The organism is Nitrosospira sp. NpAV (genome assembly GCF_000832065.1).
GTDB lineage: Bacteria > Pseudomonadota > Gammaproteobacteria > Burkholderiales > Nitrosomonadaceae > Nitrosospira.
Genome location: NZ_JXQM01000013.1, coordinates 1 through 17,223 on the forward strand (window position 1 = coordinate 1; position 17,223 = coordinate 17,223).

Annotated in this window: 15 protein-coding genes; 5 read left to right on the plus strand and 10 right to left on the minus strand. The window is 53.5% G+C overall.

What is annotated here, in order from left to right:
- The first annotated feature begins 726 nt into the window (after positions 1–726).
- Together SQ11_RS16435 and SQ11_RS08585 are read left to right on the plus strand one after the other, a co-directional pair.
- Complete coding sequence (locus SQ11_RS16435; RefSeq protein ID WP_052494109.1) at positions 727–2,700, plus strand: ATP-binding protein; 1,974 nt, start codon at positions 727–729, stop codon at positions 2,698–2,700.
- Positions 2,701–3,030: 330 nt separating this feature from the next.
- On the plus strand, positions 3,031–3,666 hold the full coding sequence (locus tag SQ11_RS08585; protein ID WP_041513890.1) for a response regulator transcription factor: 636 nt from the start codon (positions 3,031–3,033) through the stop codon (positions 3,664–3,666).
- 61 nt (positions 3,667–3,727) lie between these two features.
- Here the strand turns inward: SQ11_RS08585 and SQ11_RS08590 are convergent, their stop codons facing one another.
- The 3 genes from SQ11_RS08590 to SQ11_RS17875 form a co-directional block, all read right to left on the minus strand.
- Positions 3,728–4,933: an efflux RND transporter periplasmic adaptor subunit gene (locus SQ11_RS08590; protein ID WP_052494110.1), complete on the minus strand. Its 1,206-nt coding sequence runs from the start codon at positions 4,931–4,933 to the stop codon at positions 3,728–3,730.
- Positions 4,923–8,105: an efflux RND transporter permease subunit gene (locus SQ11_RS08595; protein WP_041513760.1), complete on the minus strand. Its 3,183-nt coding sequence runs from the start codon at positions 8,103–8,105 to the stop codon at positions 4,923–4,925. Before SQ11_RS08595 ends, SQ11_RS08590 begins: the two co-directional genes overlap by 11 nt.
- Before the next feature lie 98 nt (positions 8,106–8,203).
- Positions 8,204–8,371 carry a hypothetical protein gene (locus tag SQ11_RS17875; RefSeq protein ID WP_232297943.1) on the minus strand — a complete coding sequence of 56 codons (168 nt, stop codon included), beginning with the start codon at positions 8,369–8,371 and terminating at the stop codon, positions 8,204–8,206.
- Between the two features lie 80 nt (positions 8,372–8,451).
- On the opposite strand from SQ11_RS17875, the gene SQ11_RS08600 reads away from it, so the two are divergent.
- Positions 8,452–8,766 (plus strand): LuxR C-terminal-related transcriptional regulator, encoded by a 315-nt coding sequence (locus SQ11_RS08600; RefSeq protein ID WP_232297944.1) that lies wholly within the window; start codon positions 8,452–8,454, stop codon positions 8,764–8,766.
- A gap of 86 nt (positions 8,767–8,852) precedes the next feature.
- Here the strand turns inward: SQ11_RS08600 and nikR are convergent, their stop codons facing one another.
- On the minus strand, positions 8,853–9,314 hold the full coding sequence (nikR, locus tag SQ11_RS08605) for a nickel-responsive transcriptional regulator NikR (RefSeq protein ID WP_041513761.1): 462 nt from the start codon (positions 9,312–9,314) through the stop codon (positions 8,853–8,855).
- 299 nt (positions 9,315–9,613) lie between these two features.
- Between nikR and SQ11_RS08610 the strand changes: the two genes are divergently transcribed.
- Positions 9,614–10,165 (plus strand): YaeQ family protein, encoded by a 552-nt coding sequence (locus SQ11_RS08610; protein WP_041513762.1) that lies wholly within the window; start codon positions 9,614–9,616, stop codon positions 10,163–10,165.
- A gap of 123 nt (positions 10,166–10,288) precedes the next feature.
- Here SQ11_RS08610 and SQ11_RS16440 read toward each other — a convergent pair whose 3' ends face one another.
- The 6 genes from SQ11_RS16440 to tadA form a co-directional block, all read right to left on the minus strand.
- On the minus strand, positions 10,289–10,675 hold the full coding sequence (locus SQ11_RS16440) for a lipopolysaccharide assembly LapA domain-containing protein (RefSeq protein WP_052494111.1): 387 nt from the start codon (positions 10,673–10,675) through the stop codon (positions 10,289–10,291).
- Between the two features lie 378 nt (positions 10,676–11,053).
- On the minus strand, positions 11,054–11,395 hold the full coding sequence (gene ftsB, locus SQ11_RS08620; protein WP_306463970.1) for a cell division protein FtsB: 342 nt from the start codon (positions 11,393–11,395) through the stop codon (positions 11,054–11,056).
- A gap of 110 nt (positions 11,396–11,505) precedes the next feature.
- On the minus strand, positions 11,506–12,789 hold the full coding sequence (gene eno / locus SQ11_RS08625; protein WP_041513763.1) for a phosphopyruvate hydratase: 1,284 nt from the start codon (positions 12,787–12,789) through the stop codon (positions 11,506–11,508).
- Between the two features lie 103 nt (positions 12,790–12,892).
- On the minus strand, positions 12,893–14,572 hold the full coding sequence (locus SQ11_RS08630; RefSeq protein WP_041513764.1) for a CTP synthase: 1,680 nt from the start codon (positions 14,570–14,572) through the stop codon (positions 12,893–12,895).
- 346 nt (positions 14,573–14,918) lie between these two features.
- Complete coding sequence (locus SQ11_RS08635; protein WP_052494112.1) at positions 14,919–15,437, minus strand: L,D-transpeptidase; 519 nt, start codon at positions 15,435–15,437, stop codon at positions 14,919–14,921.
- Positions 15,438–15,439: 2 nt separating this feature from the next.
- Complete coding sequence (tadA, locus tag SQ11_RS08640) at positions 15,440–15,931, minus strand: tRNA adenosine(34) deaminase TadA (protein WP_041513765.1); 492 nt, start codon at positions 15,929–15,931, stop codon at positions 15,440–15,442.
- Positions 15,932–16,264: 333 nt separating this feature from the next.
- On the opposite strand from tadA, the gene SQ11_RS08645 reads away from it, so the two are divergent.
- The gene (locus SQ11_RS08645) at positions 16,265–17,206 is read left to right on the plus strand and encodes a DUF5996 family protein (RefSeq protein ID WP_041513766.1); all 942 of its coding nucleotides are present in this window, start codon (positions 16,265–16,267) and stop codon (positions 17,204–17,206) included.
- The last annotated feature ends 17 nt before the right edge of the window (positions 17,207–17,223 follow it).

Here is a 17,223-nt window from a genome sequence, read left to right on the forward strand (position 1 = left end):
CGAAGATAATGACAGAAAACCGGCTATCAATGCTGTCACCCATGCTGCTTGGGCGAAAAAATTATTCCTTTGCTTCCAGACGTCGCTCTTTTGCGAAGAATCCTCAGCCGATGCTAATTTATAGCTGACCATTTTACCCCCCCCCTTTTCAAGATTTTCCATCTCTCGGAATCTCCTTTTTATGTTTAGTAATTGGATTGGTATAATGATGAAGGGTTTTTTACTATTAGTCATAAAAAATACCCACAAACTATAAATTCTGTGTAGGAAGATTCTCTTTATTTTTGTGACGAATCGTAATTCGGATCAAACTGGAGCCATCGTGGAGGCGTTGAAGCCTGACACTACCGCGCTCTTGACACTGCATACTTCCTTTTGGACGAGCCCTTCTCCGCCTCCCACTGCCGAACCCGCTTAAACTCGTTAACCAAGGAGCCCCCAAGTTTTGGGATTTCTATCGCTGATACAACATCATTGCCGAGCCCATCCCATGCGCCTTGCAGACTCGAAATAGAGTACGCTTTACTGGTGTGCACCTCAATCCGATTCTAACCAGAATCCCGGCCCCTTTAACTTGGCAAGTACACTTTTGACCCGCTATTTGATACATTTTTACTCAAGTACCGGCCGGAACAAAAGCCGCGGAAGAATGGACAGCACGCGGCTGCAAGCAGAATAGGGCCACGGGCAAGACAATGACCTGATTTATTAAGATACAGGGAAAACATGAGGATCGGCCTTTTTACCAATTTTTGTCTTATCTTCATCGTACTGGTGCTCAGCCTGCTGATCCTGCTCTCCTCCCAGGTGCTCGGCACGCTGGATGACATCACCGCGGCCGAACGCCAGAAACACAGATCCCTGCAGCTTGCAAATGAACTGTTCCAGAGCTCCGAAGACCTCACCAAGATGGCTCGCAGCTATGCCACTACTGGCGATCCGGTCTACGAACGCTTTTTTTTCGAGATTCTCGACATCCGTAATGGCAAGCGGCCACGCCCCCGGGATTATCCGATTACCTATTGGAACGTAACCGACCTTCCCGTCCCCACCGCGCTGGGCAAGGCTATCTCCTTGATGGATTTGATGCGCCGCGAAGGTTTCAGTAAGCGTGAACTGGATCTGCTGCAACAAGCACAGAAGAATTCCGACAATCTGGTTAGTCTGGAAAAACAGGCCTTCGCGGCCATTAAAGGACTATACGACGACGGGCACGGAAATTTTACCGTATCGCGCGCACCGGATCGGGGCTTCGCCATCAGCTTATTGTTTGGCGAACGCTATAAAGCGGAAAAAGCCAGAATCATGGCCCCCATCAGCCAATTCATGCGCGAGCTGGATAACCGCACTCAAACCACCTTGAGCGACCTGCAGTCCAAATTCCAGCAGCAAATCCTGCTGATACTGGCAGTGCTTTGTACTGCGCTGTTTGTCGTGGCGGTGGCTACTGTCTATATGCGCCGCAATATCCTCCGCCCGCTCGATTATCTCAGCCGCCAGGCGAGCAGCATCGCCCAGGGCAGCTATTCTACCCGCTGCGATATTTCCACCCACAATGAAATCGCCGAGCTCGGCGCTGGCTTCAATACCATGGCGGAAGCCATTGAACATGAAATCATCAAGCTCAAGCAGGTCGAGGGGTCGCTACGCGAGCGGCTGAAGGAAATCAACTGTTTCTACGCGATCCGCCGCGGGATGGAATCCGGGTCGCTGGAAGAGGTTTGCAGGACTATTTTTGTAAACCTGATCGCGGCCATGCAATTCCCGCATATCTCCACCATCATGATTGAAATCGACGGCAAGCAATTTGTTTCCGGTCAATATGATAAAGAGCATGCGCGCGGATTATGCAAGCAGATCATGGTCTATGGTCAGCCTCATGGTCGGATGGAGGTATCTTATAGCGAAGAGCAGCCCTTCCTGCTGCCTGAGGAGCAGAACCTGATCGATGTCATCGGCGACGATCTGGGGAAGTGGCTGGAACGCAAGCAGGCGGAAGCACGTATTCTCGTAGAGCGTGAGTTGCGGGTACGCGATGCGGCGATACGTGAATTCGCAGCGCATGTGGAACGGATGCGGGAAGAGGACCGTAAATACATCGCCCGCGAGATTCATGATGAACTGGGCCAACTCCTGGCGGCACTGCATCTGGAACTCTCATTGCTGAAAGGCGTGGAAAACAGCAAAAAAGAAAAGGTGGAAATCATCAGGCGCAATATGTCGGAACTGGTGGATAAAGCCACTCAGAGTGTGCGCGGTGTCGCCGAGCATCTGCGTCCGGCTTCACTGGGTCTGGGAATCATATCGGCCCTCAAGAAATTGACAGATGAATTCAGGAAACATAGCGGCATAAGCTGCAGGTTGCATTTGACGCAAGCTCCGGTTGATCTGGATGAGGATCAGACGGTAGCGATATTTCGGATTGTGCAGGAATCCCTGACCAATGTGGCACGGCATGCCGAAGCAACCCATGTCGAAATCACCCTGTCGCGCAATGCGAACGATCTCATTGTTGAAGTACGCGACGATGGCAAGGGATTTGATTCCACGGATGCCTCTAGGAAAAAATCATTTGGCCTGCTTGGAATGCGCGAACGGGCAGCAGTGCTGGGAGGCGGCATTGATATCACCAGCACACCCCGGCAAGGAACCTTGGTTAGCCTGCATATACCCATAAAACAAAACGAAAGGATCTCATGACTTGCCGCAAGAACCGTTAATCCGCATCAAACCGACTAGGCGCCATTTACGCGATTGACCCACAGAAATCTTATTCGCGATGTTCCGCTGTTGCCACGGACACGGCGACACGCTGACGACATCGAATTTGCTGTTGTTGAATGAATGGATATGTCCGGGGCGAAGCAACCGGATCGGTGGCCCATTATATGAGTAAAATTGGAGGCCCGGCCCCACTTTTTATTAACTTGGCTGGTAACTCCGGATCCTGTTATTTTGGTACATTCTTATTCGGGCATTGACAAGTCGATAAGGTCCTCGAATATCAACCGGTTTTGATGAGGCATGAGCATGATAATCAATGTTTTTCTGGCTGATGACCATAGGCTCTTCCGGGATGGGCTGAAACGGATTCTTGGCGAAACGGCCGATATCGTAGTTGTCGGCGAAGCGACCGATGGGCTCGATGCCCTGGAAAAAATGCGCCAGGGTGGATGGGATGTGGCATTGCTGGATGTCAACATGCCGGGCATGAATGGACTGGAAGTGCTGAAGCGAATAATGAGCGATGATGCCAAGCATCAAATACTGATGCTAAGCACGTATCATGAGGATGAATACGCTATCAGGACGATACGCGCAGGCGCATCCGCCTATCTTACCAAGAACAGCCCCACCGATCTGCTGATATCCGTAATCCGGCGCCTGGCGAAGGGAGGACGATACATAGACCCGAAACTGGCGGAGAAACTGCTGTTCGATCTCGGTCCAACTTCAGCGATTCTGCCCCATTCCACCCTTTCCGATCGGGAGTTTAACGTCCTCAAGCTTATCGCCCTCGGCGTATCTTTAATCGAAATTTCGCAAAAACTGGCATTAAGCTCTAAAACCGTGAGCACTTATCGTGCCCGCATCCTGGAAAAAATGAACATGCAGAACAATGCCCAATTAATCCGCTATGTGGCCGAGCACAAATTGCTGGAATAGCCAGTTCATGTCAACCCAGTATTGATCATTCTTGACTAGTTTATGTATGGGTTCCTACATCTCAGTAGACGCCCTTGCTACTGCCGGACACACTCTCCGCGTCACCGGCCTTTTTCGCGATGTCGGCGATGCGCACGAGATCACCCTCAGCAATACCATCCGGCGGATTTTCGATAACACGATCATCGGGGACAAGTCCCGATCTCAATTCGATGACCTTGCCCAGATCGCGCATAATCGTGACCGTCTTAAGCATAACCTTGTTGCCGGGGCCTACCGTAGCAACGCGGAGACCTGACTTGTCGAACATCAGTGCACTCGCCGGCACGCTTAGCACAACAACATTGTGAGGCAGATCGAAACTTACGTTGGCAAATGCACCTGGCAGCAGCTCTCCGTTCGCGTTATCGACCAGAATCTGCATCAATGTTGCGCCCGACGCGATATTGATCGCCTGCGCCGATGAGGCAACGGCAGCAGAATAAATCTTGCCTGGGTGTTCCGGTACCGTGATTCTTGCCTTAGTCCCAGGTGGGATACTTGGCACGTAGATCTGCGGCACATTTACGTAGACGCGCAACGTGTTCGTCTTCGATACTTCAAAAAGTTCCTGCCCCACGCCGTTGCCGACATTGATCAGCGCGCCGATATCAGTTCCCCGCGCGGTGACGAGGCCATCGAATGGTGCAACGATGCGGGTAAAATTTTTCTGTGCTTGCAAACGGTCGAGATTCGCCCGAGCAGAGTCTGCCAATGCTTTCTTGGTCATGAAGTCGCCCATTTTCTCATCGGCCGCCTGTTTCGACACATAATTCGAACTCACCAGCAGCTGCCAGCGTTTTGCGGTGATTTCAGCGAGCGACGCGTTCGCCTGCGCGCTGGCAAGATCGGCCTTCCCCTGCATCAATTGCTGGTCAAGATCCGGAGTCTCGATTTCGGCGAGCAATTGACCCGCCTTGACCGGAGCGCCAATATCGACTTTCCAGCTTTTCAGATAGCCGCTGACACGAGCATATAGCGATGCGCGCGAATAGGGTTCCAGTCGGCCGGGCAGATCAAGAGTGGGCATATCGCCCTGCACGCCAGGTTTGAGAATAGCAACGGACGGTATTGCCTGCTCGTCGGTCCAATTCCGCAGCTGCTCGTTGCTTGAGGCTCGCTGGAAAAGACCGGCAATGACGATGATGATAACGATGACCGCAGCAACAATACCTGCGAGGCGCAATTTGCGCAGCACCACATCAGGAACCGAGGTATCAGGCGGCATGTGTTTCTCCGGCAACGGGGCCCGGGGCGCACTTCTTGCCGGGCCTGTCGTGCACGATACTGAAAACGACGGGGACGAAGATCAGTGTAGCGACCGTTGCGAAAACCAGGCCGCCGATAACCGCGCGGCCGAGCGGTGCATTCTGCTCGCCGCCCTCACCCAGGCCCAGTGCCATCGGCACCATACCGATGATCATCGCCAGGGCTGTCATCAAAACCGGCCGCGAACGCACGAATGCGGCATCGAGCGCGGCAGCAGTCGCGTCGCCGAGCGCGTCAAGACGTTCGCGCGCAAAGCTGATCATAAGCACGCTATTCGCGGTTGCCACCCCCATGCACATGATCGCGCCGGTTAATGCCGGCACCGAGATCGGCGTGTGCGTCACGAACAACATCCAGACGATGCCGGCAAGCGCTGCCGGCAATGCGGTGATAATAACGAAGGGATCGGCCCACGATTGGAAGTTCACTACAATCAATAGGTAAATAAGCACAATGGCTCCAAGCAGGCCGAACAACAGGCCCGAAAATGCGCTCTCCATTGTGCGTACCTGGCCGAGCAAAGAAACGGTCGACCCTTTCGGCACTTTACTTGCTGTATCGGCGAGAACGCGGCGCAGTTCGACCGCCACTGCACCGAGATCACGTCCTTGCGTCGTTGCATGGATTTGCACCATTGGCTGGATGTCGTACTGGCTGATCAACGCATTGCCGCTGGTACGTGTGAAGTCGGCGAGGGCGCCGAGCACCTGAGAATTGCCATCGCTGCCGCCGACGGGCAGATTGGCAAGCGCGGCGAGTGTATCAAGGCGGTATTGCGGCGCCTGTATTACGATCGGATATTGCACGCCATTTCGCGGATTCAACCAGAAGGTCGGGGCTACCTGGCTGCTGCCGGCAAGGCTGGCCACCAGGCTGGTGGCAATGTCGCGCATGGTAATGCCGACCTGTTGCGCGCGCGTACGGTCGACATCGACATCAAAGACTGGTTTTCTGCGCGACTGCTGGATACGCACATCGGCGATGCCGGTGATCGCGCGTATTTTCGGCAGCAGCATGTTGGCGTAATCAAAACTTGCATCCAGATCATTGCCGCGAATCTGCAGCTCGATTGGCGCTGGCGAACCGAAATTCAGGATTTGGCTGACGATATCGGCCGGCGGGAAAGAAAACGTGACTCCGGCAAACTGGCGCGGAAGCTCTTCACGAAGCTTGCGCACATAGCCGTCAGTGGGCTGGTGGCCCTGCTTCAGCGCGATCTGAATGTCGCCATCCTGCGTACCCATTACTCCTGTATTGTTATAGGTCAGGTTGATGCTGCTGGGCGGTAGACCGATATTGTCGACTATTACTTCAATTTCGTGAGGTGGAATGATTTTACGAATGGCTTTCTGGATCTCGGCGAACTGGTTCGCTGTTTCTTCCACCCGTGTCCCGACCTGGGTACGCGCGTGCATTAGGATCTGGCCGCTATCGACCGCTGGGAAAAAGTTGCGGCCGAGAAATGGTAGCAGTAAAAATGAGGCGAGCACGAAAGCGAGAAAACAGATCACGAATATGCGGCGGTGTGCCAGGGCGAGGGTGAGATATTCGCGGTAGCGGGCACGCCCATGCTCGAAACGTGCTTCGAAGCGACGCTGAAAACGCACCAGCGAATTGCGCAGCGGTTGTTCCTGTTCGTCGTGGGGCGCATGCGGATGAAGCAGATATTTCGCCATGGTCGGCACCAGGGTACGCGAAAGGAGGAATGACCATGCTATCGATAACATCACTGCCACTGCCATGGGTACAAAAAGGAAACGCGCAACACCTTCCAGGAAGAACATCGGGATGAAAACGATGCAAATGCACAGCAGCGAGACGAACGCCGGGGTCGCGATTTGCGTGGCACCGTCCATAATGGCAGTCTCGACATCCTTGCCCTCTTCCAAATGCAAGTTGATGCTCTCAATGGTCACTGTGGCATCATCGACGAGAATGCCAACGGCTAGCGCAAGCCCCCCAAGAGTCATGATGTTAAGGGTTTCGCCGAGCGCCGCCAAGCAGATGATCGCACCGAGGATCGACAGTGGAATCGACACCGCAACAATAACCGTAGAGCGCCAACTGCCGAGAAATAACAATATCATGATACTTGTCAGTACCGCGGCGATGGCGCCTTCCAAGGCGACACCCTTGATTGCTGCGCGCACGAACAAAGACTGGTCGTTGATGGGTACAACCTGGAGATTGGCCGGCAAAGCCGGCTTGATCTCGGCCAGCTTCGACCGGATACCAGCGACGATGGCAAGCGTTGAAGTCATGCCATTCTTCAGTACCGTCATCACTACGGAGCGTGTACCGTCAACATGCACGATGTTGGTCTGCGGCGCATTGCCATCGCGTACCTGTGCTACATCGCGGATATAAATCGTTGAGCCGTTAATAACCTTGATCGGCAGGTCACCGAGGTCCTGGATTACGGATGCCGCACTGTTCAATTGCAGTGTGTATTCAAATGCGTCTATCTTCTGCGTGCCAATGGGCGTGATCAGATTCTGTGCGGCAAGTGCGTTGCCGACATCCTGCGCAGTCAATCCACGCGCCTGCAGTGCTGGCGGATCGAGATCGATCTGTATCTGGCGCGTTTTTCCGCCGTACGGAAAAGGAATCGCTGCACCGGCCACGGTAATCAACGGCGTGCGGACCGAGTTGAGTGCGAGATCAGCCAGTACTTGCTCGGACAGGCCCTTGCCGGAAAGTGCCAGCTGAAGAATTGGCACCGTCGACGCGTTATAGTTGAGAATCAGCGGGGGCATCGTACCCATCGGCATTTGCCTTACAACGGTCTGCGAAATTGCCGTGACTTGCGCGTTCGCAACCGCTATATCTACGCCCGGCTGAAAAAAAACCTTGATGATGCCGGAACCGGCGTACGAGTTCGCTTCGATGTGCTCGATGTCGTTGACGGTCGTTGTCAACGAGCGCTGGAACAGGGTCGTAATTCGTCCCGCCATTTCATCCGGCGGCAGCCCGGTATACTGCCAGACAACCGCAATCACCGGAATGCGAATATCCGGGAAGATATCGGTGGGCGTGCGAAGCGTTGCAAGCGGACCGATGATCAGGAGCAGAAGCGCTAGTACAACAAATGTATACGGTCGCCGCAGGGCAACGCGAACGATCTCAATCATGAGAAATAGTGAGAAAATTAGTGCGTTGCGTTAAAAGTGTGTAATCAAGCCTCCCAGAGTAATGGATGTCATCGCATGAATCCATACCTTGTCTAGATCTAGTTCCCGAAGACTGCAACTAATGGAATGATGGGCTGAAACGGATTCTTGGCGAAACGGCCGATATCGTAGTCGCTGGCGAAGCGACAGGTGAACTCGATGCCCTGGAAAAAATGCGCCAGGGTGGATGGGATATGGCATTGCTGGATGTCAACATGCCAGGGCATGAACAGCCTGGAGGTGCTAAAACGGATAACGAGCGGTAAAGCGAAGCATCAACTACTGATGTTAAGCACGTATCACGAGGATGAATACGCCATCCGCCTATCTCACCAAAAACAGCTTCACCGATCTGCTGATATCCATAATCCGGCGCCTGGCGAAGGGGAGGCGATACATAGACCCGGAATTGGCAGAGAAACTGCTGTTCGATCTCGGTCCAACCTCGGCAATTCTGCCCCGTTCCACGCTTTCTGATCGGGAGTTCAATGTCCTCAAGCTTATCGCCCTCGGCGTATCTTTAATCGAAATTTCGCAAAAACTGGCATTAAGCTCTAAAACCGTGAGTACTTATCGTGCCCATATCCCGGAAAAAATGACCATGCAGACAATGCCCGATTGATCCGCTATGTGGCCGAGCACAAATTGCTGGACTAGCCGGTTACACAGGTTCGATTGAGCACTACCCATAATGCCTGATTTCGTTAATCACGCAAGAGCAGCGCTATGAACATGCCGTACTGAATCAGGAGAATACTGCTCTTGTTCGATCTCAACCGGTAAAAGATGCAGCCTGCCATGCCGTACTCCGCGTGTAGCGATAATATGATTGGCAAAGTCTTTTACATTCTTGATAGTCCCGCTCAGAACGGTTACTTCCAGGCAATTGTCATGATCCATGTGCACATGCATACTCGATAGCGTAAGGTCATGATGATCATGTTGCGCCGCGGTAAGCGAACTGGCCAGCTCACTTTCGTGATGACTGTATATGTAGCTGAGCGTGGCGATACAATGACCCTCGACATGTTCTTCTGAACGAACGGTATCAAGCAGATCACGTATCAGGTCACGTACGGCTTCCGAACGATTGAAATAACCGCGTTTATGCATTACCACATCAAACTGCTCCGCGAGTTGATCATTAAGCGATATAGTGAGACGTTCCATGTTTACCTACTCCAAGTTTTTTTGTTTGTATAATAATTTCTTTTATTTATCAGGATTTGTTCGCGCATCTATTGCGACCTTCCCCTTGAGAGTTCCGATACATGACTTGTAAGCCGGTCAAAAAGTAACACACGGATAACGGAAACGTCTGTCAGGGAGTGTTGAAACATAATGTAGGGATAAATGAATTTCCTGTCAGGGATTCCCTACATTATTATCAATGGGCCAGCTCGCGATTCCCCCGCGCTCCAGGCAGGATAAAAGTTCCCCATCAACTCCACACCACGACGCATACGCATATGGCTCTTGGAGCAACCATTTTTAAGGCCGATCTGCAAATTGCGGACCTGGATCGCAACTATTATCGGGATCATGCGCTCACGCTCGCCCGCCATCCGTCGGAAACCGATGAACGCATGATGGTGAGGTTACTGGCCTTCGCGCTCCACGCTCATGAAGCACTGTCGTTTGGCAACGGTCTGAGCACATGTGATGAGCCCGATCTCTGGCAAAAGGATTTGACGGGCGCCATCGAAGTCTGGATAGATGTGGGTCTCCCGGATGAAAAACTGGTCCGCAAAGCCTGCGGCCGCGCCAGGCAGGTATTCATTTACACCTACGGCGGCCGTATCGCCGGCACGTGGTGGAACCAATGCCGCGGCAAACTTGAGCAGATCGGGAACTTGACCGTGATCAATCTGCCACTGGAAGCGAGCCGCGCCATCGCAAAGCAGGCGCAGCGCAGCATGCGCTTGAATTGCACCATTCAGGAAGGGCAGATTTGGCTTGCCGATGATACTGTATCCGTGCTGCTTGAACTGGTGACGCTACAGAGCCCGCCGCCGGTTTGAAATGACTTTCGTCACCATGCATTCTTGCCCGCACCATGCTGACAACACAAAAGCGGTCCATTGCACTCACGCCGTCCCTACAATTGCGCGCCACCCCGCCCTAACGGATTTAGGATAATTCGTTTATTCTTTAGGTTTCCCGGGGCCACTTAGAAATAAAGACTTTAATCCGGGAAAACGTTCCGGCTCCTCGTGAACAGGTGTTGGCGACAGCTTCTCAAGCTCAACTTCCAGTTCGGCAATACGCCGCTCCAGCGCTATCTTGTCTTGTTCCAGACGCGAAACCCGGCTCCGAAGCCGTAAGCGCGTCCACCGGCCTTTTATCATGCTGGGCGATGAAAACAGCCCGGCAATGAGCACCCCCAGGCCCATTGCGAGCAGCAGTACCAGGGCCAGAGAACCATCGAAACTCCATAAGGCCATGGACACCGTCACTGGTACGTTGTTCTGCAGAGCGAACCCCACGACACCGATGGCAAGAACGATACCCACTATTAGAAGCAAATGCATGGCTTTGTCCCGCTATCCGATTACTATCATTGGCGAAGCTCCGACTATCCCGGTTTTCCTGGCAGAAAGAATATAGTGCGGATCACCTGTAAAGCAAGAATAGCAAGAATACGATGACTCTTCCATGCTGGCAGTCTGACGGACCTGAAGAATCGAAAACGAAACGCGACCGGATGAGGGTGGATTTTGACGATTTAAGGCCAATAGCGGGTCAAGAAAAGAAGGAAAGATGAACCGGGTTTCGTCATCGGTCTGGGCTGGGAACCTAGTCCAGACCGATCAGGACTTGCGCTGACCGCCATTGGCACTGGCTACAGTCGAGATGACGTTTGTTCTGCTTGCTCACGCAAAAATCGCCTTATTTTGCTTGTTATCGCCTCACGGGCTTGCCTCACCGGATTCCACTCGTGAGGTATTTCTTTTGTTATCTTCCAGCAGATGGAAAAAGATCTCATCCTTCTTGATCATTCCCAGTTCGCTGCGGGCACGCTCCTCAATGGCGTCGGAACCCTGCTTGAGATCGCGCACTTCCGCGTCCAGCGTGGCGTTGCGGGTTTGCAATTTCTGGTTGATTTCATGCTGCGCCAACACCTGCTGATCGAATTCCCATACTTTCAGCCAGCTCCCCTTGCCCAGCCATAGCGGATATTGCAGCAGGGCAATCAGAACAACGAGTATAAGACTCAGCACTTTCACCGGGATATCTCTACCAATCGTCATTTATACAGGCAATTCCTGCCGGCGTTGCCAGCTCATCCGGTTGACAGCGGGCCGTAAAAACGAGCCGACCAGAAAGCTTGGCACGGCATATCGAGATTACGCGGTTATCCTTATCTCAACTGATAGTATGCGCCTCGTCCAGGGTAGTTCGCGGCGTCGCCCAGATCTTCCTCGATGCGTAGCAACTGGTTGTATTTGGCCAGACGGTCAGAGCGGGACAGCGAGCCGGTCTTGATTTGCAGCGCGTTGGTGGCAACGGCAATATCGGCGATGGTGGTATCTTCGGTTTCACCGGAACGGTGCGAAATCACCGACGTATAGCCCGCGCGCTTGGCAGTTTCTATGGCGGCAAACGTTTCCGTAAGCGTACCGATCTGGTTGACCTTGATAAGGATGGAATTCGCTATGCCTTGCGCGATGCCTTCCTTCAGGATGCCGCTGTTGGTCACGAAGATGTCATCCCCCACCAGCTGCACCGATTTTCCAAGCCGGCTAGTGAGCAGCTTCCAGCCGTCCCAGTCGTGCTCGCTCATGCCATCCTCGATGCTGATGATGGGATACTTGTCGACCCAGGAGGTGAGATAATCGACAAATTGCTCGGAGTTCAGACTCAATCCGTCCGATACCAGATGGTATTTCCCATCACGGAAGAATTCCGAGCTGGCGCAATCCAGTCCGATGGCCACATCCGGGCCCGGCAAATAACCCGCCTGCTCGATGGCTTCCACGATCAGCTGCAACGCCGCCTCGTTATTATCCAGACTCGGGGCGAATCCGCCTTCGTCGCCCACCGCCGTATTAATCCCCCTGCCGTCCAGCAGACCCTTCAATGTATGAAATATTTCGGCACCGCAACGCAACGCCTCGCGAAAACTTTGCGCCCCCAGCGGAATAATCACGAACTCCTGCATGTCGAGCCTGTTATTGGCATGAGCCCCGCCATTGATGATATTCATCATGGGTACGGGCATGGACATCGATCCTGCGCCACCCAGATAGCGGTATAAAGGTAAACCGGATTCCTCCGCTGCCGCTTTTGCCACTGCCAGCGAAACCGCAAGAACCGCATTGGCGCCGAGTCTTGATTTGTTGCCGCTGCCGTCGAGATCGTTCAGCGTCCGATCGATAAAAGTCTGTTCCATGGCATCCAGCCCCATGATGGCTTCGGCAATCTCGGTATTGACGTTCTCCACCGCCTTCAATACACCCTTGCCGAAATAGCGCTGCGCATCCCCGTCGCGCAATTCGACCGCCTCCCTGGTCCCGACGGACGCACCAGAGGGAACGGCTGCCCGTCCCAGTACACCGGATTCGAGCAATACATCCGCTTCAACGGTGGGGTTGCCGCGCGAATCAAGAATTTCGCGCGCGATGACATCTACAATTGCACTCATGCTATTTTTCCCTGGGTCATTTGTTTAAATTTTATTAGGTTTCTATAGGATGGGGGGAGCGAAGCGCAACCCATCATTGGCTTCTTTCACAGCTCGCTCGCGCTTAAGCGATATTTTTTATTTTGCCGGAAACCACTGCCTCGGATGCAGCAGGCTTTTCCGCGAAATCAATGGCTGCTTTGATAAATGCCGTGAACAATGGATGGCCCGATTTGGGCGTGGAGGTAAATTCAGGGTGGAATTGGCAGGCGACAAACCAGGGATGCTCAGTTTGCGGCAACTCGACCATTTCGCATAAGCCTTCTCCCGCCGACACGGCGCTTATGTGCAACCCTGCCTGCTCCAGCCGGGGAATATACTCATTGTTGACTTCATAACGATGGCGATGCCGTTCTATGATTTTGTCCGCCCCATAAATTTTCCGTACCAGCGATCCGTCTTTCAGCAGGCATTCCTGCCCGCCCAGCCGCATGCTGCCGCCAAGATCCGATTGGGCGTCGCGGACTTCCCTCTGACCCTCACGCGTATGCCATTCGGTGGTGAGGGCAATCACGGGATAAGGTGTATCGGGATTAAATTCGGTGCTGTGCGCACCTTCCATGCCGGCCTTGTTGCGGGCGTATTCGATCACCGCCAGCTGCATGCCCAGGCAGATGCCGAGATAAGGAATACGATTTTCACGCGCGTGGCGGATGGCCATGATCTTGCCCTCTACCCCGCGCTTGCCGAATCCACCGGGAACCAGTATCGCATCCATGCCGGCGAGACAATCAATTCCCCGTTTCTCGATATTTTCCGAATCCGTGTAGTGGATCTTGATTTTGCTGCGGGTATGAATTCCGGCATGAATCAACGCTTCCGATAGGGATTTATACGACTCGGTCAAATCCACATATTTTCCCACCAGGGCGATTTCTATCGTGCGCTCAGGATGTTCCAGCGCATGCACCAGCTTCTTCCAGACGCTCAAATCGGCCGCTTTTGCCAGAAGACTCAGCTTGTGGCAAACAATTTCATCCAGCATCTGCTCGTGCAGCAACGTAGGAATTTTGTAGATGCTGTCCGCGTCCACCGCTGAAATCACGGCTTCTTCCCGCACATTGGTGAACAATGCAATTTTCCGGCGTTCATCCGCCGGTAATTCACGGTCGGCACGGCACAGCAATACATCCGGCTGGATGCCGATCTCGCGCAATTCCTTCACCGAATGCTGGGTCGGCTTGGTTTTGAGTTCTCCTGCCGAAGTGATATAGGGAAGCAAGGTGAGATGAATAAAACAGGTGTCCTCGCGCGGAAGTTGCACCGCCATCTGCCGAATGGCTTCAAGGAAGGGCAGGGATTCGATGTCGCCAACCGTGCCGCCAATCTCGACGATAGCAACCTGGGCATCGCCCGCGCCTGCCCGGATATGCCGCTTGATTTCGTCGGTGATGTGCGGAATAACCTGCACGGTACCGCCCAGGTAGTCGCCGCGCCGCTCCTTCTTGATCACGCTTTCATAAATCTGGCCGGTCGTGAAATTGTTGCGTCGGCTCATCCTGGCGCTGATAAAGCGCTCATAGTGTCCCAGGTCGAGATCGGTTTCCGCTCCATCCTCAGTGACAAACACTTCACCGTGCTGGAATGGACTCATGGTGCCGGGATCCACGTTGATATAGGGATCCAGCTTAAGCAAGGTAACCTTGATGCCACGGGTTTCGAGGACAGCTGCCAGGGAGGCGCCCGCGATGCCTTTCCCGAGAGAAGACACCACGCCACCGGTCACAAATACATACTTTGTCATGGCTGCTAATGATACCCGAAAAGGCCTGCCCGAACAAATTAACCGGCATAGTAAAGCGGGTTTTCTCCCTCACAAAGAATCCTCCGATGACGCCCATTCATCACTTAACCTCATCCTTTATACCCGTCATTTATGACAGAAAGTACATTGACGAAAGGTTCGTTGCAGTTTTGTGGTAGTGGCGGTGGCCAGGTATGGGCGCAATGCGGCATATAGGGCCGCAGACCGCTGGCTCGTCAGGTTGGATAGGATGGAAAATGTAGCGTAACCCATCAAAATACCGGGTTACGTGGGCTTTATTCTTTGGCTCGCGATCGTCCTTATCGACCGGCGCTCCCTTTATCTCTCACTCAAGATCAGCGGCAGCCATAAAGGCATCAGCGGTATCAGCCTTGATATCCACTGCGGTTCCCGGGCTCACCAGATCGAACAATTCCAGCAAATCCTGGTTGCGCATGCGAATGCAGCCGATGGAACCAGGCTTGCCCATTTCCACGCTATCCGGGCTGCCATGGATGTAGATATAACGGCGCATGGTATCCACCGCCCCCAGGCGATTGAAGCCGGGCTCGCAGCCGGAAAGCCACAGAATACGCGTTAAAATCCAGTCACGGCCAGGAAAGCTGGCGCCCAGTTCCGGCGTGTAAATTTCACCGGTGGGCCGCCGTCTCACGAATACCGTATTGACCGGTTGATCCGCGCCGATTTTGGCGCGAACGATGTGTTTTCCCAGTGGCGTGCGGAAGCTACCGTTTATCTGCCCTACCCCGTTTCTCGCGGAGGAAATACGGTAGTGCCGTATAACATTCTCGTTATCGTCATATAAATCCAGTTCCTGAGGCGGAACATTGATTACGATTCTCATCCTTATCCCGTTTCACCGCCATTCGCTGTCACTTTGCGCCGTCCCGCAAAGAACTGTTTTAACCTACCACCCCCCTCCTCCGCCAGCACATTGCCAATTACCTGCATATGATGATTAAGCCGGCCCTCTTTCGGCAGATCGATCACGCTGCCGCATGCGCCCGTTTTGGGGTCTGGCGCACCATACACCAGCCGTGCAATACGCGCATGAAAAATCGCTCCCACGCACATGGCGCAAGGTTCCAGCGTCACGTAAAGGGTACACTCCGCCAATCGGTAATTACCCAGATGCTGTGCCGCATCGCGCATCGCCATTACCTCCGCATGGGCAGTCGGGTCGGCTGTCGTGATCGGACGGTTGTAACCCCGTCCGATAATCGTCCCATTCTTCACCACCACGGCACCCACCGGCACCTCGCCCGCATTTTGTGCCTGTTCCGCAAGCTCGAGGGCCGAACGCATGAAGTCAATATCCGACGGTTGGGATGTATTCATTTATCGATCGTGACGAAATGCTCATTACTGGTTTTGTACCCGTGGCTGGTGTGTCGATCCTGCCCGATTTAATTAAGTGCCTTGCTATTTATAACAATTCGACCTAGAAATGATATGAGTGGTTATACCATTTAAGGAGGCGAAATCCTAAATGACCTTTCTAGGATCCAAAATCACTGAATAGGTGCCGATTTTCCAGCAACGTGACCACCACTTGCTCGGGGATTCCCTAGATCCACGCGAGCGAATCCAGGTGAGGTAACGCCGTACACGCGATACCCTCACTACGCAAAGACCACCGTGCTGCGCTTGCCGACACAGGAGAGAATGACTATGGCAGCCCATTATGCAGTCGACGCTCGCAGCGATTGGCCCAAGCTGCCTCCGCTGGAGGATTGGCAGGACACCTGCACCACTCTCCATATGTGGATACAGGTCATCGGCAAAATCCGGTTGTCGCTTTCACCAGACATCAACCACTGCTGGGGATCCACATTTTATGTTACCACGCGCGGCCTTACTACCTCGCCCATTCCTTACGGAATGCTCACGTTTGCAATCGACTTCGATTTTATCACCCACATGCTGCGGATCACCACGTCCTCGGGAACCGATCAGTCGTTCGCTCTTGAGCCTATGTCGGTCGCCAGCTTCTACCGCAAAACCATGCGAGCACTCGGCGAACTGGGGATCGAGATCAAGATCCTCGCCCGGCCGGTTGAAGTGGAAGTCGCAATCCCGTTCGAGCAGGATCATCAGCATGCGAGCTACGATGCTGAGATCGTTTCCCGTTTCTGGCATGCGCTCGTGCATGCCGATTGTATCTTTAAGGATTTCCGCGCCCGCTTCATAGGCAAGGTGAGCCCGGTGCATTTCTTCTGGGGAGGAATTGATCTGGCTGTCACCCGGTTTTCCGGGCGAACCGCGCCGAAGCATCCTGGAGGCGCACCCAATGTCGCTGTCCGGGTAACCCAAGACGCGTATTCGCATGAAGTATCGAGCGCGGGATTTTGGCCCGGAATGGGCTTAGGAGAGGCCGCTTTCTATGCTTATGCTTACCCCTCTCCCGCCGGTTTCGATAAATATCCCGTTCAACCAGAGGCGGCCTATTTCCATGACAAGCTCGGTTTCTTTATTCTTCCGTACGAAGCGGTACGAACAGCCGAAAACCCGCGGCAAGTGCTCCTCCTCTTTCTCCAGACCACTTACGATGCTGCCGCTACGCTGGCGAATTGGGATCGCCCCGCGCTGGAACGAAAGATTACCCAAACATGACAAAAAACGCTGTGGAC